Below are 25,656 nucleotides of genomic sequence, written 5' to 3'. Positions count from 1 at the left end.
CTGCCCGGACGTGGCGGCCGGTGGCGGCCCGTCCGGCGAGCGGGCGCTAGTCCTCCTCGGTGATGCCCAGGCCGGCCGCCGCCGACAAGCCCTCCAGGTACCCGATGGCCCGCTCGGACTTCGGGTACCGGTGCACCAGGTCCCAGAAGTCCTTGCCGTGCCCCGGCACGCGCAGGTGCGCCAGTTCGTGCACCAGCACGTAGTCCAGCACCCACGCGGGCACGTCGCGGAGCCGTTCGCTGATCCGGATGGTGCCCTCGGCCGGCGTGCACGACGCCCACCTCGTCCGCATCGGCGGCACCCAGCGCACGCTGCTCGGCTGCACGCCGTCGAGGTACCGGTCGGCCAGCTCCTCGCAGCGGGCGAGCAGCGCGGCGTCGGACGTGCGGGTGGGTGAGCGCCGGCGGGTCTCGCTGCGCTGCAGGCGGCTGAGCATCTCCGCCACCCAGTGCTTCTCCTCGGTCTTGCTCATGCGCGCCGGCAGCAGGACGACGACGGTGTCCCCCTCGCGGTACGCGCTCACCATGCGACGGCGCCGAGCACTACGCCGTACCTCCACCTGCGGTTCGGGCATGGCGTTCACGGTAAAGCCCCGCACCGACAATTCGCGGCGGCCAAGCGGCGGTGCGTGGGTGGACGGCCCAGCAGATTCGCCCGAACGACGGCTGGACACGCTGAGCACGACGTGCAGCGGTTGCGCGTCCGCCCAGGTAGCGTGCTGCGCAGCCCCCGAGTGTGGCGCACATCGCTCCGCACTCCCGAAACAAGGGAGGAAGCCGTGGCCGAGACCTATAACGGCTACTGCGTCAAGTGCCGTGAGAAGCGAGACTTCACGGGCGAGGTGCACGAGAGCAACAACCGCAGGATGGCCAAGGGCAAGTGCCCGGTCTGCGGTACCACGGTGACCCGGATACTCGGCAAGGCGAAGGTCTGAACGAGCGGGTGGCCGGGTGCCCGCCCGGCCACCTGTCAAGGGCCCGGCGGCCTGTCTGTGGACAAGTCCCCCATCTGTGGACGGCCATTTCGCCCCGGGCCGGGGGTACCGGCACGCTGCACGACGTGAACCTGCCCCACCGCCCCCGCGTGCTGCCGGGCCTGCCGGTCCTGCGCCGCCGCGCCGACGCCGTGCAGATCGGCACCGATTCCCGGCACTCGCTGCTGATCGAGGACGTCCCGTCGCCGATGGACCGCGCACTGCTCGACCTGTCCGGTCGGCACACCGTCCCCGAGCTGCGCGAACAGCTCGCCGACCACGGTGACCAGGCCGCCGAGCTGGTGCGGCTGCTGCACGGCCTGGCCGACGCCGGGCTGGTCGAGGAGACCGTCCCGCCCCCGCACGGCCGGCTGACACCCGAGACCACCACCTGGGCGCTGCGCACCGGCCGGCCGGCGCCCCACCTGGCGGACACCCGCGCGGCCCGGTCGGTCGTCGTCCACGGCGACGGGCGGCTCACCGTCGCCGTCGCGACCCACCTGGCCGCCGCCGGCGTGGGCCACGTCCGGGTGGTCGCGCGCGGTCGGGTGAACCCGGAGGACACCGGTTCGGGTTACCTCGACGCCGACGTGGGGCGGAACCGGGCCGAGGCCGCCGCCGAGGCGTTGCGGCGGGTGTCGAGCACCGTGCGCACGGCGACCAGCGTGCGGGCGCCCGACCTCGTGGTGCTCGCCGACGCGCTGGTGCCGCCGCCGGAGCTGCTGCGGACGCTGCTGCTGGAGGGCACGCCGCACCTGGCCGTGCGGGCGGGCGAGGGCCTCGGCGTGGTCGGGCCGCTCGTCGTGCCTGGTCGGAGCAGCTGCCTGAGGTGCGCCGACCTGCACCGGACCGACGCCGACCGGGGCTGGCCCGTGCTCGCCGCGCAGTTGGTCGACCAGCCCCAGCAGGCCGACCTGGCGACCGTCACGGCCACGGCCGGGCTCGCGACCGGCCAGGCGCTGCTCGCGCTGGACCACCGGGCGGCCCGCACCCGACCGCCGACGTGGGACGCGACCCTGGAGGTGGACGCGTACTCGGGGCTGGTCGAGCACCGGATCGCGCCGGTGCACCCCCGCTGTGAATGCCGCTCCCTCGCGTGAGTGGGTCCTCAGCCAGTGCTGTGTAGGTTCGGGAGAGGCGTCAACCATTGCGACCGCGTCGTTCCGGCGGGGGGAGAATCTTCGGGTGAGCGAGATCCCGCGCAAGGCCGTGCAGCGCACCGCCAAGCTGGCCAGCCTGCCCATCGGCGTGGCCGGCCGGGTCGTCGGCGGCTGGGGCAAGCGGCTGGCAGGTCGCAGTTCGGAAGAGGTCAGCGCCGAGGTGTCGGCCAAGACCGCGGAGCAGGTGTTCGCGGTGCTGGGGCAGCTCAAGGGCGGCGCGATGAAGTTCGGGCAGGCCCTGAGCGTGTTCGAGGCCGCGGTGCCGGACGAGCTGGCCGAGCCGTACCGCGAGGCGTTGACCAAGCTCCAGGCGGCCGCGCCGCCCATGCCCGCGCGCACCACGCACCGGGTGCTGGCCGAGCAGCTCGGGTCGGGGTGGGTGAAGCGGTTCGCGTCGTTCGACGACGCGCCCGCGGCGTCCGCCTCGATCGGGCAGGTGCACCGCGCGGTGTGGCACGACGGCCGCGACGTGGCCGTGAAGGTGCAGTACCCCGGCGCGGACGAGGCGCTTCAGGCCGACCTGAAGCAGCTGCTGCGGTTCAGCAGGCTGCTCCAGGCGATCATGCCGGGCACCGAGGTGAAACCGCTGCTGGAGGAGCTGCGGGACCGGTACCTGGAGGAGTTGGACTACCGGACCGAGGCGGACAACCAGCGGGCGTTCGCGAAGGCGTTCGAGGGCGACGAGCAGGTCCTGGTGCCGCGCGTGGTGGCCAGCGCGCCGAAGGTGATGGTGACGGAGTGGACGGACGGCAAACCGCTGTCCGGCATCATTCGTTCAGGTGAACGCGAGGAGCGTGACCTGGCGGGTCGGCTCCTGTCGGAGTTCCACTTCTCCGCGCCGAGGCGGTCGGGGCTGCTGCACGCCGACCCGCACCCCGGCAACTTCATGCTGGGCGCGGACGGCCGGTTGCGCGTGCTCGACTTCGGGGCGGTCGCGCGGCTGCCCGACGGCCTGCCGAGGACGCTGGGGCTGATGACGAGGCTGGCGCTGGACGGCCGCTCGCGCGACCTGGTGGAGCTGCTGCGGTCGGAGCACTTCATCCGGCCGGGTACGGAGCTGCACGAGCAGGACGTCCTCAACTACCTGGCGCCGTTCGTGGAGCCGCTGCGGGCGGAGACGTTCCACTTCACGCGGCGGTGGCTCCAGCAGCAGGCGGAGCGGGTCGGCGACCTGCGCAGCCCGGACTCGCAGACGGGACGCTCGCTGAACCTGCCGCCGCAGTACCTGCTGATCCACCGGGTGACGCTGGGCGCGACGGGCATCCTGTGCCAACTGGACGCGAACGTGCCCGCCCGCGCCATCGTCGCCCGGTGGCAGCCGGGGTTCGACGACTGAGCGGCCCATGACCGAGCCGCCCGCTGCTCGTCGTCCGTTGCTCGTCGTCCGGTTGCTGGAGTCGTTCGGTGCTGGAGTTGTCCACAGCCACCGAGTTGTCCACAGATCCCGATCCGCCCCTCGCGCCCCACCCCCGCCCCGGCCGAAGATCACCCCATGACCCGAGTGATCAAGACCACCGACCTGGAAGCCGCGGGCGTCCCCCGCTACGCCATCGCCCTGCGCTGCCGCCCCGGCGGGCCGTGGCAGCGCATCCTGCCGGGTGTGCTGCTGCTCAGCGCCGGCCCTCCGACCAGGGCGCAACGCGTGCGGGCCGCCCTGACCTACGCCGGCCCGGAGGCCGTGCTGACCGGGGTGGACGCCCTGCGCGAGCAGGGCTTCCCGGACCTGCCGCTGCCGCCCCGCATCCACCTCCTCCAGCCCGCCGCACGCCGCAAGACCGGTGACCACCACCTGCGCTTGGAGCGCACCACGCGCCTGCCGGAGGCGGTGGTGAAGGACGGCCTGCCGCTCGCGCCACCCGAGCGGGCGGTGCTGGACGCCGTGCGCAACGAGGCGCACCCGCGGCGTCAGCAGGCCATGATCACGGCTGTGCTCCGGCGGGGTGCGTGCACGGTCGCGGCCCTGCTGCGCGAACTCGACGCCGGGAGCCAACGGGGAGCCGGCACACCCCGGACCACCCTGCGCCGCTTGGCCCTCGACCACCAGGCGGCCTTCCCCTGACCGCCCTGCCGCGTGCACCGGCGCTGCCCGGTCGGAAACCATCGGCGCTGCCCGGTGGCGAACCACCGGCGCTGCCCGGTGGCGAACCACCGGCGCTGCCCGGTGGCGAACCACCGGCGCTGCCCGGTGGCACAGCACCGGCCCCTGCCCGGTGGCAAACATCCCGCCCGATCGGCTCGCGTCCGATCACGCGATGCCCACGCAGCCGCTGAGCACCCACCACCCCGCGGCGGCGCTCAGCCCGCCATGCCCACGCCGGCCGGTTCCGCACCGGCCAGTTCCCACAACGAAAGGAGTCACCTAGTCAGGTAATCCCGGTGGCACCCGGCCGGCAGTAATCGGCGTCGTCACCAGTAGTCGGTGGGCAGCTTGCCTTCGATGTCCCGCACGTGTGCCCGCGCGCACTCGTGGCACAACCAGCGGTCGGTGCCGTCCTCCCGCTCCCGCACCCACGCCAGCAGGAGGGCGGGGTCGGTGACCGATTCGCGGGCTCTGCCGCAACGGGCGCAGGTTCCGGTCACGGCTCGTCGCACCCGAGGTGCGTCACGGCTCGCGCGCCACGGACATCAAGGCCGACAGACCCTGGGTCCGCCACCGCTGACCGGCCCACGGGCCAACGGCTACGGTCCGCAGGCTCACGACCCCCGTGCTCACGGTTCAGCTTTCGGCTGGCACGGTGCAGGTCGCCGCAGTTCGCGCCCACGGACATGTGGTCGTGACCCGCAGGTGTCACGGCTTGCGTCCCAGGTGCACGGTGCCCGCGGCGAGCATGAACACGTCGTCCCGCAGCCCGACGTACGCCGGGTCCTGCGGGTCGAGGAGGCGGGCCACGGTGCGGCGGTCGCTCGCGTGCAGGCGGGGGCCGCCGGCTTCGGCCAGCCACGTCAGGTGCTCCACGGCCGACTCGCGCACGGCCTGCTTGGCGGGCGCGGGGTGGTCGACGAGGTAGCTGAACGCGGTCACGTCGAGCAGGCCGGCTTCGGCCAGGACGAGGTTCCAGCCGACGGGCAGGCGGGCCGAGCCGGGCATCGACTCGCGCATCCGCACGAACCACTCCGCGCGGGCGTGGGCGAGTCGGTCCTGGAGGCCGGGTTCGCCGATGCCGATGTCCCACGGCAGGAACCGGCTCTCCAGGCCGCCTTCGCCGAGGGCCAGCCAGCCGCCGGGGGCGAGGGCCGCGGTCAGGCGGGTCACGGCCTCGCGCTGGTCGGGCAGGTGGTGGACGACGCGCGCCGCCCATACGAGGTGCGCGCCGCCGGCGATGTCGGCGGGGTGTTCGGTGGCCAGGTCGGCGAGCACCGGCCGCACGTGGACGGTCGGGGTGGTGGCGTCCGGCTCGTAGGTCGCGGCTGCTCGGGCGGCGGACGCGGCGGCGTCGAGGAGTTCGGGCACGGCGTCGACGACGACGATCGTGCCGCCGCCGCGGGCGGTCAGGGCTTCCACGAGCGCGACGCTCATGCCGCCCGCGCCGGAGCCGATGTCGACCACGGTCGGGTTGTCCGGCAGTGGGCGGACGAGTCTGCGCGCGATCACGCGCAGGTTCTCCGCGTCGAGTTCGTCGGCTCGCCGCAGTGCGGCCAGGCGTGTCGTCCAGTCGATCCCGTCATGAGTGTGAGCGGCCACAGGACAGACCGTACCGAGGAGTCAGCCCGCCCTCCGCTCGAATTTCGCTCCGAGCGGAGGGCGGGCCGGGTTCGCCGCGGTCGACGCCAAGGGCCTGCACGCCGCGGGTGCCAGGGTGCGCGCCTTCGGTCCGCGGTCGGTGCCAGGTCGTTCGTCAGGCCGCGGGTGCCGGTGCGCGCGGACCTCGGGTCCGCGGTCGTCAGGGCTTGGGTCGGGGCTCGTCGTCAGGGCTCGTCGCAGGGGTCTCCTGTCGGAGGTCTCCCCCTCAGAGGTCGCCCGTCAGGCGGCGAGCGTCAGAGCGCCCACGCCTTCAGCCGAGCCCTGCGCTCGGCCCAACCGGCCAGCCGACGCCATCTGCGGGCGACGGCGAGCCGGTGGGCCACGCGTTGCTGTCGGGCGAATACCTCCGCGTCATGCATTCGGGATCTGGCCAGGTTTTCTTCGAGCAACAAGGGGTTACCTCGCGGGTTCACTTCGATGATCAGCGTGTCGTCGGTGGTGGTGCGGTACGTGGTCACGCGGCGGCCTCCTGGTCGTTAGCCCCCCGGACAACGGTCGCGGCAGGCGCCGCGGGAACAACGGGTGCCGCGTCCTTGCGCGGGCGTCCACGGGGACGCTTGCGCGCGATCACGGCTCCGCGCTCGAAGATCTCGCCACCCCAGACCCCCCAGGGCTCGTGCCGGGCGAGCGCGCCCGCCAGGCACTCCGCGATCACCGGGCAGGTGGCGCAGAACTTCTTCGCCTCCTCCAGCTCGGCCGGTGCGTCGGCGAACCAGAGGTCGGGGTTGTTGGTGCGGCAAGGGAGTTCCAAGCCTGCGTCGGGCGCGGTGTCGATCAGGGATGCGACGCCGGCTCCGGCGAGGTCGGACTCGGTGGGCAACGTCCCCGCTATCGGGACGGTCGCGGACAACATCAGGTGGACTCCTGTCACAGGTCTTGCGATGGGGTTTGTCCTGCTCAAAACGGGTCGAACAAACACGAAGGCCGCGGATCCGGTTACGGGTCCGCGGCCTTCGTGAGCCTCAGTTTCCTGACGGGTGGGTCAGGTACTTCGCTCCTGCGCGGACGGCACAACGTGCTGAGTCGGGACAACGGTGAGCGCGTAGGTGGCCCGCGCCTGGACGGACGGCACTCGCTCGACGCCTCGGTTCGAGACGCCACGGCGATCGCGGGCAGACTGGTCCCCCACGACACGAGCGGTGCCGGACGCAGCCTGAACACCGGTCATGAGGTGACCGCGCGTCTGGAAGCCCATGAAAGTCTTCACACCGGTCACCTCCTCGGGTGGCTCGTCTCGAAGCAACGCTCTATCAAGATCCCCAGCGGGCGCTCCGCGCCCGGCCTCAGCAGGTTATGACCCTGTCCCAGGCGGATGCAACCGGTTTTTCCAAATACCTGTGGATCGTGTGAAGTTTCAGCGTTTGCCCTGGACAAGGGCCAGTACGTCGGCTCCGTAGCGATCGAGCTTGGCCGCGCCGATGCCGGCGATCGCGACCAGGCCGGCGACGTCCTCGGGCCGCTGCTCCGCGATCGCCACGAGGGTGGAGTCGGTGAACACGACGTAGGCGGGCACCTTCAGCTCGCGCGCCCGACCCGCCCGCCACGCCCTCAGCCGGTCCAGCAGCTCCTCGTCGAGGTCGGACGGGCAGTCGGCGCACCGGCTCAGCTTGACGGCCCGCGCGTCGACCAGGGCCGCGCCGCAGATCCGGCACAGCGGCTTGGGCCTGCGCTGCACGGGCTCCCGCTTGGCGGTCCGCGACGCGGGGTGGTCGTCCGGGATCAGCCCGTAGAGGAACCGGCTGCGCCGGCGGTACCGGCGACCGCCGGCGGCGCGCGCCAGCGCCCACGACAGCCACAGGTGCTCGCGGGCACGGGTCACGCCCACGTACAGCAGTCGGCGCTCCTCCTCGATGGCCGCCTCGTCGCCGTCGGCGTGCAGGATCGGCACGGTGCCCTCGACCAGACCGACCAGGAACACGGCGTCCCACTCCAGGCCCTTCGCCGCGTGCAGGGACGCCAGCGTGACGCCCTCCACGGTCGGCGGGTGCTGCGCCTCGGCGCGCATGTCCAGCTCGGTGACGAACTTCGGCAGGTCCGCGCCCTCGACGGTGGCCGCCAGTTCCTCGGCCAGCTCGACCAAGGCCAGCAGCGACTCCCAGCGCTCCCGCGCGGCGCCGCCCGCAGGCGGCTCGTCGGTCAGGCCGACGCCCGTCAGCACCTCGCGCACGACCTTCGGCAGTTCGCCGGGCAGCTGCTGGGCGGCGGCCGAGCGCAGCGCGACCATCGCCTTGCGCACCTCGGCGCGGTGGAAGAAGCGCTCGCCGCCGCGCACCTGGTACGGGATGCCCAACTCGGTCAGCGCCTGCTCGAACACCTCGGACTGGGCGTTGACGCGGTAGAGGATGGCGATCTCGCTGGCCGCCACGCCCTCGTCCAGCAGCGCCCGCACGCGCCCCGCGACGGCGGCGGCCTCGGCGGACTCGTCGTCGAACTCGGTGAACCGGGGCGCGGGGCCGTCGGGGCGCTGCCCGATCAGCCGCAGCCGCGACCCGGCGGGACGTCCCCGCGCCCACCGGATGACGTCGTTGGCCAGCGCGACGACCTGCGGTGTCGACCGGTAGTCCCGTTCCAGCCGCACCACGGCGGCGTGCGGGAACCGGCGGGGGAAGTCCAGCAGCGGGCGCGGCGAGGCGCCCGCGAAGGAGTAGATGGTCTGGTTCGCGTCGCCGACCACGGTCAGGTCGTCGCGCGTGCCCAGCCACGCGTCGAGCACTCGCTGCTGCAACGGGGTGACGTCCTGGTACTCGTCCACCACGAAGCACCGGTAGCGGTCGCGGAACTCCTCGGCGACGTCGGTGTGCTCCTCCAGCGCGGCGGCGGTGTGCAGCAGGAGGTCGTCGAAGTCGAGCAGCTGCGCCTCGTTCTTGAGCTGCTCGTAGGTCTGGTAGACCCGCACGACCTGCTCGGCGGGCGCGGGCGTGTCGCGGTGCGCCCGACCGGCGGCGACCGGGTACTCGTCGGGCGCGACGAGCGACGCCTTGGCCCACTCGATCTCGCTCGCGAGGTCCCGCAGCGAGTCCGACTCGGTGGACAGCCCGACCCGGTTGGCGGCCTGCGCGACGAACCGGAGCTTGTTGCGGTCGATCAGGTCCCACTGGGGGCCGCCCACGACCCGCGGCCAGAAGTAGCGGAGCTGCCGCAGCGACGCGGCGTGGAACGTGCGGGCCTGCGCGCCGGCCACGCCCAGCGCCCGCAGCCGCGTCCGCATCTCACCCGCGGCCCGCGCCGTGAACGTCACGGCGAGCACCTGGCCGGCGGCGACGTGGCCGCGTTGCACCAGGTAGGCGATGCGGTGGGTGATCGTCCGGGTCTTGCCCGTGCCGGCGCCCGCGAGCACGCAGACCGGGCCACGCGGCGCTTCGACCGCGGCGCGCTGTTCCGGGTCCAGTCCCTCCAGCAGCCCGTCCATGGGCTGCATCCTCGCATTGCACGCGGGCAGTGCTGTGATGGGGCGACGCGGCGCGCCGTATCCTGGTGGGTATGGCTGGAAAGCAGGACAAGGCGGCCGCCAAGGAAGCGGCGAAGGCCCGACGCGCGGCTGCCAAGGCGCGCCGCGGTCAGATCTTCGAGGCGTTCAAGGTGCAGCGCCGCGAGGACAAGGCGCTCGTGCCCCTGATGCTGGCGTGCGTGCTCGGCGCGGCGGCGGCGGCGTTCCTGCTGGGCCTCATCTGGGACGTGCAGTGGCTGCTGCTGCCCCTGGGCATCGCGGTGGGCGCGCTCCTGGCGGTGATCGTCTTCGGTCGCCGCGTGCAGCGCAACGTCTACGCGAAGGCCGACGGCCAGCCCGGCGCGGCCGGTTGGGCGCTGGACAACCTGCGCGGCCGGTGGCGCGTGACGCAGGCCGTGGCGGGCACGACGAGCGGCGACATGATCCACCGGGTCATCGGCCGCCCCGGCGTCGTGCTGGTCGCCGAGGGCGCGCCCCACCGCATCAAGAGCCTGCTCGCGCAGGAGAAGAAGCGCGTGGCGCGCGTGATCGGCGAAACCCCGATCTACGACGTCACCGTGGGCAAGGAGGAGGGCCAGGTCCCGCTGCGCAAACTCCAGGGCCACCTCATGAAGCTGCCGCGCAACATCTCGGCGGCCCAGGTCGACACCCTGGAGAACCGCCTGACCGCGCTCGCCAGCCGTGGCGCGGCGATGCCCAAGGGCCCGCTCCCCCAGGGCGCGAAGATGCGCAACATCCAGCGAGCCATGCGCCGCCGCTGACCCACCCGCTCCGTCCACAGGACGCGCCGACAGTCCACAGCCGGTCTCCGACCCCTCCGGACTGTCGGTGACCCGTGCGACAATGGAATCGGGGGCCGGAGGCCACAGCCGATTCGAGCCGCAGTCCACAGCCGCAATTCGCGACCGCGACACCACGGCCGGATCGAGCGCCAAGCCGCAGCCTGCTCACGCCCCGGAGGCCGCAGCCGGATCGGCAGCCCGCAGGCCCCGGCCGGATCGGCTCCGGAGGCCCGGCCGGATCGACTCCGGGGGGCGGCAGCCGACGCAGGAGCCACAGGCCGCGCCGGCGTCGAGGGCGAAAGCCGCGCTGGGCACACCTCCACGGCGCGCCCGACCAGCGAAAACCTGGTCACCGCACCCGGATGACCACCGTCCCGACCGCCTTGTCGTGCAGGCAGCGCCCATCGGCGTCCCACACCACGGCCGGGATGATCGGGAAGATCAGCAGCGTCCGCAGCGCCGCCCGCGGCACACCCACCAGCCCGGCGCCGTCCAGCCGCGCCACGCGCAGGCCGAACAGCGCGTGACCAGGGGTGAACCCGAAGAACCCCACCGCGACCACGGTGATCGCGAACCAGGCCAGCAGGCTCCAGTTGCGCGGCAGCTCGGGATAGGTGAACACGCTCGACACACCCGCGGCCAGCAGGAAGTCGACGAGGATCGCGAACGCCCGCCGCCCCGTCGACGCGACCGATCCCGGCCCGGACCGGGGCAGGCCGAGGCGTTCGCCCTTCCAGCGCTGCGCGGTGCCGTCACCGGAGTCGGCGCCCGGCTCCAGTGCCGAGCGGGGTCCAGACAGCCACGAACCGGTCCACTTGCTCACCCCTCCAGAGTAAGGCCGTACTCGGGGGGTGAGGACCGGCAGGTCGGGTTGCCCACTCGGGTGGGCCCGTTAACACTGGCGAAACACCAGGGTGATTGCCGGGCAACACCGCGGTCATAGCGTCGCCGACGATGGCAGGCCGCGCCCGACACCGCGGCGTGCGACCACGCCCCCACCGCAGTAGAAGGAGTCGACGAGGGTGTTCAAGAATCCCGACGAGGTCCTGAAGTTCATCTCCGACGAGGGCGTGAAGTTCATCGACGTCCGGTTCAGCGACCTGCCCGGTGTGATGCAGCACTTCACGCTGCCCGCCTCGGCCTTCGACGCGGACGCCATCGCGGAGGGCCTCGCGTTCGACGGCTCGTCGGTGCGCGGCTTCCAGTCGATCCACGAGTCGGACATGCTGCTGCTGCCGGACCTGTACACGGCGCGCGTCGACCCGTTCCGGATCGAGAAGACGCTGATCATCAACTTCTTCGTGCACGACCCGTTCACGCGCGAGGCATACAGCCGCGACCCGCGCAACATCGCGCGCAAGGCCGAGCAGTACATCACCGAGTCGGGCATCGCGGACACGGCCTACTTCGGGGCCGAGGCGGAGTTCTACATCTTCGACTCGATCCGGTTCGACACGACCGCCAACGCGTCCTTCCACGAGATCGACGCGATCTCCGGCTGGTGGAACACCGGCCGCGAGGAGGACGGCGGCAACCGCGGCTACAAGGTGAAGTACAAGGGCGGCTACTTCCCGGTCACGCCGACCGACCACTACGCCGACCTGCGCGACAAGATGGTCCTCAACATGGAGGCCAACGGGTTCGTGGTCGAGCGCGCGCACCACGAGGTGGGCACCGGCGGTCAGGCCGAGATCAACTACAAGTTCAACACGCTGCTGCACGCGGCGGACGACCTGATGCTGTTCAAGTACATCATCAAGAACACGGCGTGGCAGGCAGGCAAGACCGTCACGTTCATGCCGAAGCCGCTGTTCGGCGACAACGGCTCGGGCATGCACACCCACCAGTCGCTGTGGAAGGACGGCGTGCCGCTGTTCCACGACGAGTCCGGCTACGCGGGCCTGTCCGACGCCGCGCGGCACTACATCGGCGGCATCCTGCACCACGCGCCGTCGCTGCTGGCGTTCACGAACCCGACGGTGAACTCCTACCACCGCCTGGTGCCGGGCTACGAGGCCCCGGTCAGCCTGGTCTACAGCCAGCGCAACCGGTCGGCGTGCGTGCGCATCCCGATCACCGGCGACAACCCGAAGGCCAAGCGCATCGAGTTCCGCTGCCCCGACTCGTCGGGCAACCCGTACCTGGCCTTCTCGGCGATGGTGATGGCGGGCCTGGACGGCGTGAAGAACAAGATCGAGCCGCCGGCCCCGATCGACAAGGACCTCTACGAGCTGCCGCCCGAGGAGGCCCTGAACGTCAAGCAGGTCCCGGCCACCCTGGACGCCGTCCTGGAGAACCTGGAAACCGACCACGAGTACCTGCTGGAGGGCGGCGTCTTCACGCCGGACGTGATCGACACCTGGATCAAGTTCAAGCGCGAGGAGGAGATCGACCCGCTGCGCCTGCGCCCGAACCCGTACGAGTTCGCGCTGTACTACGACGTGTGATCGGCGCGGGGCTCTGACCAGCAGTTCCACTGGTTGAAGCCCCACCCAGGCCGTCTCCAGGCCGTCTGAGCTGGAGAGGCCGCCGCATCCTCCACAGGCCGAATGCCGGGTGACCACCACAGTCACCCGGCATTCGGTCTTTCCGAGATTCACGCCGCCTGCCCGAACACCGCATCAACCGCCGCCCGCGTCCGCTCGTGACTGGCAGGCATCAGATGCGTATAGGTCCTCAGGGTGAACGCCGGGTCCGCGTGCCCGAGGTATTCGGCGAGCGCCCTGATACTCACGCCCGCCTCTGTCCCCGTGACCACACCGACCGCAAATCAAGAACCAACCGGGCGAATACGGCTATGCCGATTCGCGCTTCTCCACCGCTTGCCCGCCATACCGGTTCGCGGCAGCGAGCAACACATCCTGTGAGGGGCCTGCCCTACGCCGACCACTGCCGCATCCTGGAGAAGATGTTCCCCGGCTGGACCGCCGAACAGCTCCTCTCCGCCCACGAGGGCGACACGGAAAGCCTGATCACGCCGCCCCAACGCACCGGGGGCTCCGCTCAGCCCGTGCCGCGTCCGGTCCAGATGCCCCAACAGACCCGACTGGCCGACGTCACCGCCGTTTACGCCAGCCGGACCGAGTTCCTGCACAGCGTCCCGCGCGAGCGCTGTTCGAGGGTGCGAAGACGATCGACATCGCGGCCCTGTCGCTCAACGTCTTGTGCCAGCAGTACTCCGACCGGCTCCTGCTGGACTCGATCGAGACCGGCACCGTGATCAAGGCGCTGTTCCTGGAACCCAACGGCACCAACAGAACATCAAGGCCCTGCGCCGAGTCGCGTCCAAGTTCAGCCCCAACGCACAGGGCCGGCTGACCCTCCGCGTCTACGACGAGCCGATCCGCTACAACATCGTGATCACCGACCAGGTGAAGTGCGTGGTCCAGCCCTACCTGCCGGACGCGCGAGGCGTCCAGTCGCCCACTCTCGTCATCGAGCGGGACGACGCCCTGCCCGGCCTGTTCGGTACCTTCTCGCAGGTCTTCGACTCGATGTGGAACCGCGCGAAGGAGATCGATTGATGCGACCGCTCGACCAGCTGGTCGAGATCGCGCAGAAGGCCGTCCGCATCGGGCACGACCTGATCAGGACCAGCCGCCCGCAGACCGTCACCGAGAAGACCGACCGCGACACCTACACCGACGTGGACGTGCGCATCGAGCAGGAGATCCGGGCCCACCTCGCCGAGGCGACCCCCGAGATCGGGTTCATCGGGGAAGAGGAAGGCCGCAGCGACCAGGCCGCCGACAGCGAGTACGTGTGGGGCCTCGACCCCATCGACGGCACCGCCAACTTCGTGCACGGCGTGCCACTCTCCGGGGTGTCCTTGGCCCTCTCGCGGGGAGACCGCGCCGTCGTGGCCGCGATCTCGCTGCCGTACTCGGACCTGCACTACACAGCGGCTGAAGGCAGAGGCGCGTACGTCAACGGCCAACAGATCCACACCAGCACCACGACCGAGCTGCCGAAGTCCATGATCGCCATAGGCGACTACGCCCTCGGCGACCACGCTGCCGAGGAGAACAGGCAGCGAATCGCCCTGACCGCCGCCCTGGCCGCCGAAGTCGAACGCATCCGCATGTTCGGCTCCGCCGCCCACGATCTCGTGTGGCTGGCGGAGGGCCGCATTGACGGAGCGGTGATCCTGTCCAACAAGACACTCGACCTCGCGGCAGGCATCCTCATCGCCAGGGAAGCCGGCGCACTCGTGCTGGACAGCTCCGGAGACGACCACACCGCGTCCTCCCGCCACACGATCGCAGTAACCAGCGGTCTCGCCCGCCCACTGCTCTCACTTGTGCAAACCGTGCTCTGAAGAGTCATCAGCTCGACTGTCATACGGGCGCTGCCGCCCCTCCTGCTGACCGGACGGGCTGGATGACCATCTGCCGAACTTGGCTCTAGAGGATCAAGGCGCGCCGCCTGCGGCGGCGCGCGGTCCCAGCTGGCTCACGTAGGCACCGACTCCCCGCATCGCGGCACGCCGGGCTCCCGCTCCGCTCCGCCCGACGGCCGCGCGCGGAGCCGGTGCACGCGGCCGGGAAGGCGTCGCGCGAGTAAGACGCGAATCACCAAGCCACTTCCAGCCACCAAAGTCGGGACGATCGCGCGGTCACACGGCTACCACCGCTGGGCACGGTGATCGGCGGCCGCTCATGCTCTGCATAAACGGCCAATGTCCTTGAAGGTCAGGACTGCTGTGACCCTTCACTAGTGGTATTGATACGCCGAATTCGCCCAGGTCCGCTATGCACGCGTATCTCTCCACCTGCTCCTGCAATCATCTTGCGAGCGTAGTCGATGGCTTCACGCTGCGTTTTAGCATGGAATACAGCGTCGCGAGTCTCGGCGGGCTTTACATCCCAGCCACCGTCAGGGCCTGCGACGACATCATGATCTACACGACGTTACTATCGCCTCCACCAAGCTGCCTAACCACAGCGTCCATCAGCCTCTGACCATCCTTGGCGTTTCGCCAGAAAACTATGGAGATTCGCGGATCTTCGATCTCCTCCAAGAATTTCAGCGCTCCCTCTTGGCCGTCTTCGATAAGAAAAAGAGCAATACCTCGACTATCTTCACCGGCCGACCGCATATACTGCCTGAGCGCGTATATCGCACTCCGTGCAATCTGCTGGCTGGGGTTTCGTAGACTTTTGACCTCTACGACGACCGATCGGCCGTCACGACCTTTAAGAACAAGGTCGGCCTCCCTGCCGTCCGCAAGTCGCGGGCTCACATGAAGCTCATCGAGGTTGTCGACATTCGCCAGCCTTTTGGCGATGCCCCGAAGAAGGGCAGCCTGATTCCGCCAATGACCTGGCTCCTTGATCGGCTGGTCATCAATCAATCGAACGGAGTCAAGCGGCAGCACGACGGTCTCAGGACCGCTGTCAGGAAGCTCAACTGCCACGAGAACCCTGACTACTCCACCCGATTCGTAGACATTCCGAATCTCTCCGACAACTTCGTCTAGGCCCCACTCAACGACAACGCTGTCCCCCACTTGGGGGCTTCGCCTCCTGCGACGAGCATGCTTCACCATGGGCGCCCACATCCCAAGAATTGGTCTAGATAGTCCGCAACGATGTCATCCATCGTGTTGACCAAACCGTTCAGGTGTCCAACCCATTTTCGCACCTGAACCAGATTGATTGCATAACCTTCATTTTTCAGCCTGGCCAACTTGCCGTCATCCGCGTGAGCTATCCCATTTCGCGCTTCAATGAGCTTCGCAAGACTGGGATTCCATCTCCGACTTTTACTTCCGGCCGCCAAGTAGACCGCAGGCCATAGATCCATACCAAACCTTTTGAAATCTTCGGATATCTGACTTGGGCCAGCATTGCCTTTATCCAAGTATCGACCCGCAGTAAGATTGATGCGCAGCAAGTTTCGAAGCGGAATATTACCTCCGCTCACCGACGCCACAAAGTGGTCCACACTCTGGTCATGAAGATCACGACAGTAACCTTGAAACTCGCCCGCGATGCGCATGACCAGCGACCAGTTAAGTTGCTCAGTTTTCCATCGCCGACCCGGCCCATCGCCGCCGATCGAGCGATGCGCCGTCAGTAACTGATCGATCCGCAGTCCCCGGACCGTGATCCAAGACGAGAGAGCGAGCGAGGGCACCATTCTAGGGTAGCGCAATACAACCAATCCGATCGTGCGCCGATGGCAACTCACGGCATGGTCACCGCACCCTCCGGGACGACATGGGGCTGATGGCGAACACGATCGACGAAGCCGACGCACATACATGAAGCCGACCGACATCTTCAGCCGTTACAACGTTTGGCCGTACCACGTGAAGCCGTAGAACAACACGTACCGCGCAGTGATCAGGCCGTGTACAGGCCGTCAGACGTGGATCAGCACTGGTCGACGACGGTAAACGTCGAGAGCAAACCACCAGGTCAAGCATGGTACGGCGGGCTGAACCGCAGGTCGCCGCCGACCGCTGGCAGTCCTACGACGTGTGATCGGCACAGGGCTCCGGCCGGCGTCTTCTCGCTGGTCGGAGCCCTGTTCGAGGAGCCGTGCGCGGGTCGGGTGGTGTGCCGGGCGCCCTGCCCCGGCTGTTCGCCGGGGCTCGGCGCGGACGTCCCAGGGGCTGCTCGTCCCACCATCGTGGCGTGCGGTTATGGTCGCGCCGTGTCTGATGACGTGAACACCGCGCAGGTGCTGTCCACCAACATCTTCGACTCCGCGGCCGAGGCGATCGAGGCGATCGCCGCGGCGGACGTGCTCGGCCTCGGCGTGAAGGTCTCCAACCGGCTGGTGCCGGACGAGGAGTCCGACGACACCCTGGTCGAGGAGTGGGTCGTGGAGATCCTCACCTCGGTCCCGACCGTCGACGAGGAGTGAACCGGGGCCTCCGCCGCGGAGGCCCCCTCACACCGTCAGGACGATCTTCCCGCGTACGTGCCTGCCCTCGAGCAGCCGGTGCGCCTCGGCGGCCTCGGCCAGCGGGAACGTCTGCTGGACCACGACCTTCAGCTCGCCCGCGTCGGCGTGGGCCGCCAGCCACTCCAGGTCGGCTTGCACGGGCTTGGCGTAGGCGTAGCGCCCGCCCAGCTCCAGCACGTTGGTGTCGACGATGGACACGATCCGGGACGGGTCGCGGACCAGCGCGGGCGAGTCGTTCAGCGCCGCGCCGCCTACGCAGTCGAACGCCACGTCCACCAGGCCGTCGCCGCCGACCAGCTCGGCCACGTTGTCCACCAGCGCGTCGCCGTACGACACGGGCTCCGCGCCCAACGAGCGCAGGAACCCGTGGTTGCGCGGCGACGCCGTCCCGATCACGCGGGACGCGCCCAGGACGCGCGCCACCTGCACCGCGAGGTGCCCCACGCCACCGGCCGCCGCGTGGACCAGCACCGTGTCGCCGGACGACACCCCCACCCGCCGCAGCGCCTGGAGCGCCGTCAGCCCGGTCAGCGCCAGCCCGCCCGCCTCCGCGAAGGACAGCGCCGCCGGCTTGTGCGCCAACCCCCGCTCCGTGGCCGCGACCAGCTCCGCGTACGTCCCGTGCTGCACGTGGTCCTTGCGCTGGTAGCCGAACACCTCGTCACCGGGCTCGAACCCGTCGACGGCGGGCCCGACCTCCCGCACGACGCCCGCCACGTCCCAGCCGGGGATCAGCGGGAAGTGGTGCGGCACCCGGTCCTTCACGTAGCCCATGCGCACCAGCCGGTCGACCGGGTTCACCCCGGCCGCCCGCACCTCCACGAGCACCTGGTCGAACGCGATCCGCGGTTCGGGCAGTTCCCGCACGCGGAGCACGTCGACGTCACCGAACTCGTCCTGCGCGATCGCCTTCACGGACACCAGTGTTCACGAGCCGTAGAAGACTCGCTCGACCACGGCCCGCGCCCGCCGGGTGGTTCGCCGGTACGAGTCGAGGAACGCGCCGGGGTCCTCCGGGTGCCCCATCACCCCGGCCACGGCCGCCAGGTCCCGCCCCGCCGTGGGCAGCTGGTCACCGGGCTTCCCGCGCACCAGCACGACCGCGTTGCGCGCGCGGGTCGCCATCACCCACGACTCCCGCAGCGCGGCCGCGTCCTCCTCCGACACCAGGCCCGCCTCGCACGCCGCGCGAAGCCCGCCCACGGTCGACGGCGTGCGCAGCGACGGCACCTCGAACGCGTGCCGCAACTGCACCAGCTGCACCGTCCACTCGACGTCGGCCAGCCCGCCGCGCCCCAGCTTCGTGTGCGTGGACGGGTCCGCGCCGCGCGGCAGCCGCTCGGCCTCCACGCGCGCCTTGATCCGCCGGATCTCCCGCACGGACGCCGCGTCCAGCCCGCCCGCCGGGTACCGCACGGGCTCCACGAGGTCGATGAACCGCGCGCCCAGCTCGGCGTCACCGGCGACGAACCGGGCCCGCAGCAGCGCTTGGGCCTCCCACAGCTCGGACCACTGCGCGTAGTACGCCCGGTAGGACTCCAGCGTCCGCACCAGCGGACCCTGCCTGCCCTCGGGCCGCAGGTCGGCGTCCACCTGCAGCGCCGGGTCCTGGCTGGGCGCGCTGAGCAGCCGCCGCACCTGCTCCACCACGGCGCTCGCGTACCGGACGGCGTCGGAGTCGGTCACCCCCGGCGCGGCCTCGCACACGAACAGCACGTCCGCGTCCGACGAGTACCCCAGCTCGCGCCCGCCGAGCCGGCCCATGCCGATCACGGCGATCGACGCGAGCCGTTCGCCCGCGGCCCGCACGGCGGCGTCCAACGCGGCCTGCAGCACGGCGACCCACACCTCGGACAGCGACACGCACACGGTCCGCGGCGACATCAGCCCCAGCAGGTCGGCCGACGCCACGCGCAGCAGCTCGTGCCTGCGCAGCGACCGCGCGGCCGTCACCGCCCGGCCCAGGTCGCTGTACCGGGCGACGGCGCTGCGCAGCGGGTTGCCGATGGTCATCGGGTCGCGGCCGGTCAGCGCCTGCGTGTCGGCCAGCAGCCGCAGCACCTCCGGCGCCCGCACCAGCAGGTCGGGCACCAGCCTGGACGTGCCGAGCAGCGCCGCGAGCCGGTCGACGACCGTGCCCTCGTCCCGCAGCAACCGCAGGTACCAGGGCGTTTCGGCGAGCGCCTCGGACACCCTCCGGTAGGCCAGCAGCCCGCCGTCCGGGTCGGGTGTCGCGGCGAGCAGGTCCAGCAGGACGGGCAGCAGGGCCGTCTGGATGCGGGCCCGCCGCGACACACCGCGCGTCAACGCCTCGATGTGCTTCAACGCGCCGTCCGGCGCGGCGTAGCCCAGCGCGGCCAGCCGGGCGGTCGCCTCGACGGTGGTCAGCCGCAGCGCCTCCGTCGGCACGTTCGCCACGGCCTGGAGCAGCGGCCGGTAGAACAGCTTCTCGTGCAGCCGGCGCACCTGGTTGGCGCGCCTGCGGTACTCGGCGAGCAGCACCTGCGCCTCGGACAGCCCGCCCTCGGCGGCCAGGCCCGCCGAGCGGGCGAGCCGGCGCAGCCCCGCCACGTCGTCGTCGGCCGGGAACAGGTGCGTCCGCAGCAGCCGTTGCAACTGCAACCGGTGTTCGAGGATGCGCAGGAACCGGTACGCGTCGCCGAAGTCGACGGCGTCCGTGCGGCCCACGTAGCCGCCGCGACCCAGCGCCGCCAGGGCCGCCGTGGTGGCCGCGATGCGCAGCTCCTCGTCACCGCGCCCGTGCACGAGCTGGAGCAGCTGGACGGCGAACTCCACGTCCCGCAGGCCGCCGCGCCCCAGCTTCAGCTCCCGGTCGGCCAGCCCCGCCGGCACGTGGTCCTCGACGCGGCGGCGCATGGCCTGCACGTCGGGCACGAAGTCCTCCCGCTCGGCGGCGGTCCACACCAGCGGCCGCACCACCTCCAGGTACCGCTGCCCGAGGTCCGCGTCGCCCGCCACCGGCCGCGCCTTGAGCAGCGCCTGGAACTCCCAGGTCCGCGCCCACCGCTGGTAGTAGGACGCGTGCCCCTCCAGCGTCCGGACCAGCGCGCCCGCCTTGCCCTCGGGCCGCAGCGCCGCGTCGACCTCGAAGCACGCCTGCCCCGCCACGCTCATCAACGCGCCGGCCAGCCGGGTCGCCACCCCGAGGTCGCCCTCGCCGACGAACACCACGTCCACGTCGCTGACGTAGTTCAGCTCCCGCGCGCCGCACTTGCCCATCGCGATGACGGCCAACGAGCACTCGTCCGACCGCGGCACCTCGCGCCGCGCCACGTCCAGCGCCGCCCGCAGCGCCGCCACCGCCAGGTCGGACAGCAGCCCGGCCACCTCGTCGTACCCCACGTGCGGCAGGTCCGGCTCGACGACGTGCGCCAGGTCCTCGGCCGCGATCCGGCACAGCAGCGCCCGGTACGCCAGCCGCAGCGCGCGCACCGCCTCCGCGCCCGTCAGGTCGCGCACCGCCGCCGGCAGCGCCGACGCGAACACGTCCGCCGTGACCGGTTCGGGGTCGACCAGCGACCGCCACCGGTCGGGGTTCGCGACCAGGAAGTCCGACAGCGCGGTGGACGCACCCAGCACGGCCAGCAGGCGGCCCCGCAGCACCTCGTCCGACCGCAGCGCGGCGTCCAGCTCGGGCCACCCGTCGCCGAGCGCCACCCGCAGCCGGTCGACGCCGCGCAACGCGAGGTCGGGGTCCGGGCTGCGCGACAGCGCCCACAGGATCGGCTCGCTGCCCGCGGTGGGCCTGCGGTCGGCCCACCACCCGGCCGCGCGCAGGTCTTCGCCACCGGCCTCCGAGGTCAGGCCGAACCGGGCGGGGGACGTCGGGGTGCGAGCTGGATCGGTCATCGCCGAACACGGTAGTCCGTGGGGCGGACGCCGAAGCGATCAGCGCGCCACGATCAAGTAGATCCCGAACAGCACCACGGCCACGCACGCCACGAGGCAGACCGCCGCAGCGGCCGTCGGCACGGCGACCGACCCGCCGCGCTCGCGCGCCTCCTCGCGCGCGGACAGCGCGCGCAACCCCACCGAGAACAGCACCACGAGGCCCAGCACCACGGCCAGGCTCACCCCGAACACGGTGCCCAGCGCCGCCCAGTCGACCTTCACGCCGCCACCCGGTGCGGCTCGGCCTGCGCCGCGATCTCGTCCACCACGTGCTCCGGCCGCACCGGCTCACGACGCGACAGCAGCCAGATGACCAGGGACACCGCCACGGCCACCGCCGCCACGGCCACGACGCCGACGGTGCCGGTGGCGGCCGCCTTCCCGGCCATCGCCCCGACGACCCCGGCGGCGGGCAGGGTCAGCAGCCAGGCCAGCGCCATCCGCCCCGCCACGCCCCACCGCACGCCGTCCCGCTGCCGCCCCAGCCCGGAACCCATGATCCCGCCGGACGCGACGTGCGTGGTGGACAGCGCGAACCCGAGGTGCGAGGACGCCATGATCACGGTCGCCGCGCTGGTCTGGGCCGCGAAGCCCTGCGGCGCCTCGATCGTGGTCAGCCCCTTGCCCAGGGTGTGCGTGATGCGCCAGCCGCCCAGGTAGGTGCCCAGCGCGATGGCGATCGCGGCGCTGAGGATCACCCACAGCGGCGGCGCGGAACCCGGCGCGAGCGTGCCCGCGGTGATCAGCGTCAGCGTGATGATGCCCATCGTCTTCTGCGCGTCGTTGGTGCCGTGCGCGAGCGACATCAGCGCGGCGGACGCCACCTGTCCTGCCTTGAACCCCTTGTGCGCGACGGACTCGCGCGCCCTCCGGGTGAGCCGGTAGGTGAGGAACGTGGCCAGCAGCGCCACGACCCCCGCCACCAGCGGCGCGGCGATCGACGGCACGACCACCTTGTCGACCACCTTGGCGAAGTGCACGGCGTCCGCGCCGGACGCGATCCAGGTCGCCCCGATCAAGCCGCCGAACAGCGCGTGCGACGAACTCGACGGCAGCCCCACGTACCAGGTGACCAGGTTCCACACGATCGCGCCGACCAAGCCGCCGAACACCACGGCGGGTGTGATGCGGGCGTCGTCCACGATGCCGCCGGAGATGGTCTTGGCCACCTCGACCGACAGCAGCGCGCCGACCAGATTCAGCACCGCGGAGAACGCCACGGCGGTGCGCGGCTTCAGCGCACCGGTGGCGATGGACGTGGCCATCGAGTTGGCCGTGTCGTGGAAGCCGTTGGTGAAGTCGAACGCCAACGCCGTGATGACCACGATGATGACGAGGAGCGAGGCATCCACGCTGGTTCCTCCGGCTGAACCGACACAGTCGGGGGTGAACGCTACCTGTCCACCCGATGAACGCTCACATCAGCGGGCGTTCGTCACACCAAAGGAAGGTTCCGCCTGCCGGCGGCTCCCCGCTCGGCGAGGTCGCCCGCAGCCAGTCGGACGAACCGCTCGGCGAACGGCTGCCACGCCTCGCGGATGTCGTCGTGCCCGCTCTCCAACTGCTCGGGGTCGAGCCCGCCGGGCCGCGCGCACGCGGCGGCTTCGGGGTCGTTCCGCGCCCAGGTCGCCACGACCTCCGGCGTCGTCTCGATGTGGAACTGCACCCCGTAGGCGTTCTCACCGACGCGGAACGCCTGGTTGGGGTACTTCGGGGAGGAGGCGAGCAGCTCGGCCGCCGGCGGCAGCAACGCGATCTCGTCCCGGTGGAACTGGAGCACGTCCGGCGTCCACGGCAGCTCCGCGAACAGCGGGTCCTCGGCCGCGACGTCCCGCTTGGCCACCAGCAGCACGCCCACCTCGGGGCCGTGCGCACCGCGCCGGACCTGGCCGCCGGTCGCCGCGGCGAGCAGTTGCGCGCCCAGGCAGACGGCCAGCGTCGGCACCCGCGCGGCGACCGCGTGCGCCAGCAGCCTGCGCACGTCGGCGAGCCACGGGTGGTCGACGTCGTCCGACGCGCCCATCGCACCGCCCAGGCACACCACGCCCCGGTAGCCGTCGAGCGTCGCGGGCAACGGCCGCTCGTGCGGTTTCGCGATGTCGAGGACCGCGCCGGCACCGGCCAGCCAGTCACCCAGGCGGGCGAGGGGATCGTCGTCGTCGAGTTGCAGCACGAGCAGGCGCGTCACCCGTTCGAGGGTAGATCAGCAGGCGCACCTGATCCCGTGAATGCCCGAACCCTCCACCGGGTAGCCGGCCGCCTCCCACGCCCGGATGCCGCCCGCCAACCGCTTCACCCGTGAACCGAGCAACGACAGGCGGACCGCGCCCTTGGTGGCGGCGTTGCACTCGGCGCTCTCGCAGTAGCAGACGTGGACCAGGTCGCGGTCCGGTCGGCGGTGGGGCGTGCTCAGTCGGTGCCCGCACCCGCCTGGGTGAAGACGAACTCCGCCGCGTCGCACACCGGCCGGAACCCGATCCGCTGGTAGATCGAGTTGGAGGTCGGGTTGGCGAGGTCGGTGAACAGCACGACGTGCTCGGCTCCGGCCTCCAACGCCCACCGGGCGCACGCCGACGTGGCCGCCGCGCCGTAGCCGTTCCGGCGGTGCTCCTTCGGCGTGTAGACCGGGCCGATGCGGGACATGCCCACCGCGGGCGCGCCCGCCGCCGCCCACGCCACGGGTCGGCCTTCATCGAGCCACAGCACGTGCCCCGAACCCGCCGCCAGCGTGCCCCGGACGAACGTCACGGCCTGGTCCTCGTTCGGCTCGTACGGCGTGGACTCGTCCACGAACCCCAGGTACCACTGGACGAGCAGGTCGGCGTCGTCCTCGGTGGCCAGGCGCGAGGCGCCGGGCACGCCCACGGGCGGCTCCAGCTCCGCCAACCGGAAGAGGCGCAGCGCCGTGGCCTCGCGCGCCCCCTGCCCGGTGCGGGCCGTCCAGGCCCGGACGAACGCCTCGGCCGCCGCGCGCGGACCGTTGACGCCCGGCAGCTCGACGTCCACCAGGTGTTCGGCGACCGTGTCGACCCAGTCGACCGGCACACCGCTCAGGGCCAACGCCCAAGGAGGCGTGCGCACCGCAGCCGCGACGACCGCACCGGCCTCCGACACCGTCACCAGAATCGGAGGTTCGTCGGTCGGGTGCGGGTGCTCGATCCGCCGCCGCACGGCCGCGATCGGAATCGTGTGGAACACCGGGTCCGCGGTGAAGAGATCCCTGGTCAACGCCCAGAACTGGGCCAGATCGTCGTGCCTCGCCACATCCGCCACGCAGCGGACGGTAACGCAAAAAGCCCTCAGGGGCACCCGGATAAACCGGGCACCCCTGAGGGAAAGAATGTTCGGCGGCGTCCTACTCTCCCACACCCTCACGAGTGCAGTACCATCGGCGCTGGAAGGCTTAACTACCGGGTTCGGAATGGGACCGGGTGTTCCCCCTCCGCCATGACCACCGAAACACTATGAAATTACCAACCCGACGGCACCCCCCACAGCCCCAGACACAGTCTGGAACCACCAGGGGGATGGTCCGGTTCGGTTCTTTCAGAACCGCACAGTGGATGCGTAGCACCTTCATGACAAGTCCTCGGCCTATTAGTACCGGTCAACTCCAGCCGTTACCGACCTTCCATCTCCGGCCTATCAACCCAATAGTCTCTTGGGGGCCTTACCCCACAAAGGGTGGGATACCTCATCTAGGAACGAGCTTCCCGCTTAGATGCTTTCAGCGGTTATCCCTTCCGAACGTAGCCAACCAGCAATGCCCTTGGCAGGACAACTGGCACACCAGAGGTCCGTCCGTCCCGGTCCTCTCGTACTAGGGACAGCCTTCCGCAAGTATCCTACGCGCGCGGCGGATAGGGACCGAACTGTCTCACGACGTTCTAAACCCAGCTCGCGTACCGCTTTAATGGGCGAACAGCCCAACCCTTGGGACCTACTCCAGCCCCAGGATGCGACGAGCCGACATCGAGGTGCCAAACCATGCCGTCGATATGGACTCTTGGGCAAGATCAGCCTGTTATCCCCGGGGTACCTTTTATCCGTTGAGCGACCACGCTTCCACAAGCCATGGCCGGATCACTAGTTCCGACTTTCGTCCCTGCTCGACCCGTCGGTCTCACAGTCAAGCCCCCTTGTGCACTTGCACTCGACACCTGATTGCCAACCAGGCTGAGGGAACCTTTGAGCGCCTCCGTTACCCTTTGGGAGGCAACCGCCCCAGTTAAACTACCCACCAGGCACTGTCCCTGATCCGGATCACGGACCGAGGTTAGACATCCAGTACGACCAGAGTGGTATTTCAACGACGACTCCACAACCACTGGCGTGGCCGCTTCACAGTCTCCCACCTATCCTACACAAGCCGAACCGAACACCAATACCAAGCTATAGTAAAGGTCCCGGGGTCTTTCCGTCCTGCCGCGCGTAACGAGCATCTTTACTCGTAATGCAATTTCGCCGGGCCTGTGGTTGAGACAGTCGAGAAGTCGTTACGCCATTCGTGCAGGTCGGAACTTACCCGACAAGGAATTTCGCTACCTTAGGATGGTTATAGTTACCACCGCCGTTTACTGGCGCTTAAGTTCTCAGCTTCGCCCCGAAGAGCTAACCGGTCCCCTTAACGTTCCAGCACCGGGCAGGCGTCAGTCCGTATACATCGTCTTGCGACTTCGCACGGACCTGTGTTTTTAGTAAACAGTCGCTTCTCGCTGGTCTCT

The 25,656-nt window shown here is 70.5% G+C and carries 24 protein-coding genes, 2 rRNA genes and 2 pseudogenes (1 of these 28 only partly in view); 9 read left to right on the top strand and 19 right to left on the bottom strand.

Going from position 1 to position 25,656, the window contains the following annotated elements; genetic code table 11:
• Positions 1–46: 46 nt before the first annotated feature.
• Positions 47–574 (bottom strand): M48 metallopeptidase family protein, encoded by a 528-nt coding sequence (locus C8E97_RS06490; RefSeq protein WP_121002573.1) that lies wholly within the window; start codon positions 572–574, stop codon positions 47–49.
• Positions 575–778: 204 nt separating this feature from the next.
• Between C8E97_RS06490 and C8E97_RS34320 the strand changes: the two genes are divergently transcribed.
• From C8E97_RS34320 to C8E97_RS06475, 4 genes are all read left to right on the top strand, one after another.
• The gene (locus C8E97_RS34320; protein WP_015098458.1) at positions 779–934 is read left to right on the top strand and encodes a DUF5679 domain-containing protein; all 156 of its coding nucleotides are present in this window, start codon (positions 779–781) and stop codon (positions 932–934) included.
• 125 nt (positions 935–1,059) lie between these two features.
• Positions 1,060–2,073 carry a ThiF family adenylyltransferase gene (locus C8E97_RS06485; RefSeq protein WP_246018704.1) on the top strand — a complete coding sequence of 338 codons (1,014 nt, stop codon included), beginning with the start codon at positions 1,060–1,062 and terminating at the stop codon, positions 2,071–2,073.
• 85 nt (positions 2,074–2,158) lie between these two features.
• Positions 2,159–3,469, top strand: coding sequence for an ABC1 kinase family protein (locus C8E97_RS06480; protein ID WP_121002571.1), 1,311 nt, complete (start codon positions 2,159–2,161; stop codon positions 3,467–3,469).
• Positions 3,470–3,625: 156 nt separating this feature from the next.
• Entirely contained in the window at positions 3,626–4,192 is a 567-nt protein-coding gene (locus C8E97_RS06475) for a hypothetical protein (RefSeq protein WP_170211655.1), read from the top strand.
• Between the two features lie 347 nt (positions 4,193–4,539).
• Here C8E97_RS06475 and C8E97_RS34315 read toward each other — a convergent pair whose 3' ends face one another.
• The 5 genes from C8E97_RS34315 to C8E97_RS06450 all read right to left on the bottom strand — a co-directional run bounded on the left by C8E97_RS34315 (position 4,540) and on the right by C8E97_RS06450 (position 9,284).
• Positions 4,540–4,713, bottom strand: a complete 174-nt coding sequence (locus C8E97_RS34315) for a hypothetical protein (RefSeq protein ID WP_170211653.1) — start codon at positions 4,711–4,713, stop codon at positions 4,540–4,542.
• A gap of 208 nt (positions 4,714–4,921) precedes the next feature.
• The gene (locus tag C8E97_RS06470) at positions 4,922–5,815 is read right to left on the bottom strand and encodes a class I SAM-dependent methyltransferase (RefSeq protein WP_121002567.1); all 894 of its coding nucleotides are present in this window, start codon (positions 5,813–5,815) and stop codon (positions 4,922–4,924) included.
• 293 nt (positions 5,816–6,108) lie between these two features.
• Positions 6,109–6,333, bottom strand: a complete 225-nt coding sequence (locus tag C8E97_RS06465; RefSeq protein ID WP_121002565.1) for a hypothetical protein — start codon at positions 6,331–6,333, stop codon at positions 6,109–6,111.
• Positions 6,330–6,728: a WhiB family transcriptional regulator gene (locus C8E97_RS06460; RefSeq protein ID WP_121002563.1), complete on the bottom strand. Its 399-nt coding sequence runs from the start codon at positions 6,726–6,728 to the stop codon at positions 6,330–6,332. The genes C8E97_RS06465 and C8E97_RS06460 overlap by 4 nt, the downstream gene beginning before the upstream one ends.
• Before the next feature lie 501 nt (positions 6,729–7,229).
• Positions 7,230–9,284 carry an ATP-dependent DNA helicase UvrD2 gene (locus C8E97_RS06450; RefSeq protein WP_211346926.1) on the bottom strand — a complete coding sequence of 685 codons (2,055 nt, stop codon included), beginning with the start codon at positions 9,282–9,284 and terminating at the stop codon, positions 7,230–7,232.
• Positions 9,285–9,355: 71 nt separating this feature from the next.
• Between C8E97_RS06450 and C8E97_RS06445 the strand changes: the two genes are divergently transcribed.
• Positions 9,356–10,084, top strand: a complete 729-nt coding sequence (locus tag C8E97_RS06445) for a DUF4191 domain-containing protein (RefSeq protein ID WP_121002557.1) — start codon at positions 9,356–9,358, stop codon at positions 10,082–10,084.
• A 370-nt stretch (positions 10,085–10,454) separates the two neighbouring features.
• Here C8E97_RS06445 and C8E97_RS06440 read toward each other — a convergent pair whose 3' ends face one another.
• The gene (locus tag C8E97_RS06440) at positions 10,455–10,928 is read right to left on the bottom strand and encodes an RDD family protein (RefSeq protein ID WP_121002555.1); all 474 of its coding nucleotides are present in this window, start codon (positions 10,926–10,928) and stop codon (positions 10,455–10,457) included.
• Positions 10,929–11,127: 199 nt separating this feature from the next.
• On the opposite strand from C8E97_RS06440, the gene glnA reads away from it, so the two are divergent.
• A complete protein-coding gene (gene glnA, locus C8E97_RS06435) occupies positions 11,128–12,552 on the top strand; it encodes a type I glutamate--ammonia ligase (protein WP_121002553.1) in 1,425 nt (474 codons plus the stop codon).
• A 149-nt stretch (positions 12,553–12,701) separates the two neighbouring features.
• Here the strand turns inward: glnA and C8E97_RS36910 are convergent.
• Positions 12,702–12,848, bottom strand: a pseudogene (locus C8E97_RS36910) (site-specific integrase); the annotation flags it as partial.
• 421 nt (positions 12,849–13,269) lie between these two features.
• Here C8E97_RS36910 and C8E97_RS35825 point away from each other — a divergent pair.
• Together C8E97_RS35825 and C8E97_RS06430 are read left to right on the top strand one after the other, a co-directional pair.
• On the top strand, positions 13,270–13,629 hold the full coding sequence (locus tag C8E97_RS35825; protein WP_246018703.1) for a DUF5919 domain-containing protein: 360 nt from the start codon (positions 13,270–13,272) through the stop codon (positions 13,627–13,629).
• Entirely contained in the window at positions 13,629–14,423 is a 795-nt protein-coding gene (locus C8E97_RS06430; protein ID WP_121002550.1) for an inositol monophosphatase family protein, read from the top strand. Before C8E97_RS35825 ends, C8E97_RS06430 begins: the two co-directional genes overlap by 1 nt.
• 373 nt (positions 14,424–14,796) lie before the next feature.
• Here C8E97_RS06430 and C8E97_RS36765 read toward each other — a convergent pair.
• From C8E97_RS36765 to C8E97_RS33965, 3 genes and pseudogenes are all read right to left on the bottom strand, one after another.
• Positions 14,797–14,985: pseudogene (locus C8E97_RS36765) on the bottom strand (DUF2188 domain-containing protein); the annotation flags it as partial.
• A 20-nt stretch (positions 14,986–15,005) separates the two neighbouring features.
• Positions 15,006–15,614, bottom strand: coding sequence for a hypothetical protein (locus tag C8E97_RS33970; protein ID WP_147455006.1), 609 nt, complete (start codon positions 15,612–15,614; stop codon positions 15,006–15,008).
• A gap of 32 nt (positions 15,615–15,646) precedes the next feature.
• Complete coding sequence (locus C8E97_RS33965; RefSeq protein ID WP_147455005.1) at positions 15,647–16,243, bottom strand: hypothetical protein; 597 nt, start codon at positions 16,241–16,243, stop codon at positions 15,647–15,649.
• Positions 16,244–16,765: 522 nt separating this feature from the next.
• Between C8E97_RS33965 and C8E97_RS06415 the strand changes: the two genes are divergently transcribed.
• Entirely contained in the window at positions 16,766–16,978 is a 213-nt protein-coding gene (locus tag C8E97_RS06415) for a hypothetical protein (protein ID WP_121002544.1), read from the top strand.
• A 27-nt stretch (positions 16,979–17,005) separates the two neighbouring features.
• On the opposite strand, the gene C8E97_RS06410 is transcribed toward C8E97_RS06415, so the two are convergent.
• The 8 genes from C8E97_RS06410 to C8E97_RS06370 all read right to left on the bottom strand — a co-directional run.
• Positions 17,006–17,935 (bottom strand): NADP-dependent oxidoreductase, encoded by a 930-nt coding sequence (locus C8E97_RS06410; protein ID WP_121010905.1) that lies wholly within the window; start codon positions 17,933–17,935, stop codon positions 17,006–17,008.
• 12 nt (positions 17,936–17,947) lie between these two features.
• Positions 17,948–20,890: a bifunctional [glutamine synthetase] adenylyltransferase/[glutamine synthetase]-adenylyl-L-tyrosine phosphorylase gene (locus C8E97_RS06405; protein ID WP_121002542.1), complete on the bottom strand. Its 2,943-nt coding sequence runs from the start codon at positions 20,888–20,890 to the stop codon at positions 17,948–17,950.
• 39 nt (positions 20,891–20,929) lie between these two features.
• Complete coding sequence (locus tag C8E97_RS06400; RefSeq protein WP_121002540.1) at positions 20,930–21,154, bottom strand: hypothetical protein; 225 nt, start codon at positions 21,152–21,154, stop codon at positions 20,930–20,932.
• A complete protein-coding gene (locus C8E97_RS06395; RefSeq protein WP_121002538.1) occupies positions 21,151–22,284 on the bottom strand; it encodes an inorganic phosphate transporter in 1,134 nt (377 codons plus the stop codon). Before C8E97_RS06395 ends, C8E97_RS06400 begins: the two co-directional genes overlap by 4 nt.
• Before the next feature lie 83 nt (positions 22,285–22,367).
• A complete protein-coding gene (locus C8E97_RS06390) occupies positions 22,368–23,120 on the bottom strand; it encodes a type 1 glutamine amidotransferase (protein ID WP_121002536.1) in 753 nt (250 codons plus the stop codon).
• A gap of 221 nt (positions 23,121–23,341) precedes the next feature.
• A complete protein-coding gene (locus C8E97_RS06380; protein ID WP_170211649.1) occupies positions 23,342–24,205 on the bottom strand; it encodes a GNAT family N-acetyltransferase in 864 nt (287 codons plus the stop codon).
• 69 nt (positions 24,206–24,274) lie between these two features.
• Positions 24,275–24,391, bottom strand: a 5S ribosomal RNA gene (rrf, locus tag C8E97_RS06375).
• 118 nt (positions 24,392–24,509) lie between these two features.
• Positions 24,510–25,656, bottom strand: a 23S ribosomal RNA gene (locus C8E97_RS06370); it runs 1,935 nt beyond the window's last position.

It is taken from the genome of Saccharothrix australiensis, assembly GCF_003634935.1.
GTDB lineage: Bacteria > Actinomycetota > Actinomycetes > Mycobacteriales > Pseudonocardiaceae > Actinosynnema > Actinosynnema australiense.
This window is presented reverse-complemented; position numbering and strand designations above follow the sequence as displayed.

What these genes read in the sequence shown, in the direction of transcription:
- C8E97_RS06490 (WP_121002573.1), bottom strand. Translation starts at nt 574, where the DNA reads ATGCCCGAACCGCAGGTGGAGGTACGGCGTAGTGCTCGGCGCCGTCGC.
- C8E97_RS06475 (WP_170211655.1), top strand. Translation starts at nt 3,626, where the DNA reads ATGACCCGAGTGATCAAGACCACCGACCTGGAAGCCGCGGGCGTCCCC.
- C8E97_RS06460 (WP_121002563.1), bottom strand. Translation starts at nt 6,728, where the DNA reads ATGTTGTCCGCGACCGTCCCGATAGCGGGGACGTTGCCCACCGAGTCC.
- C8E97_RS06450 (WP_211346926.1), bottom strand. Translation starts at nt 9,284, where the DNA reads ATGGACGGGCTGCTGGAGGGACTGGACCCGGAACAGCGCGCCGCGGTC.
- C8E97_RS06445 (WP_121002557.1), top strand. Translation starts at nt 9,356, where the DNA reads ATGGCTGGAAAGCAGGACAAGGCGGCCGCCAAGGAAGCGGCGAAGGCC.
- C8E97_RS06430 (WP_121002550.1), top strand. Translation starts at nt 13,629, where the DNA reads ATGCGACCGCTCGACCAGCTGGTCGAGATCGCGCAGAAGGCCGTCCGC.
- C8E97_RS06405 (WP_121002542.1), bottom strand. Translation starts at nt 20,890, where the DNA reads ATGACCGATCCAGCTCGCACCCCGACGTCCCCCGCCCGGTTCGGCCTG.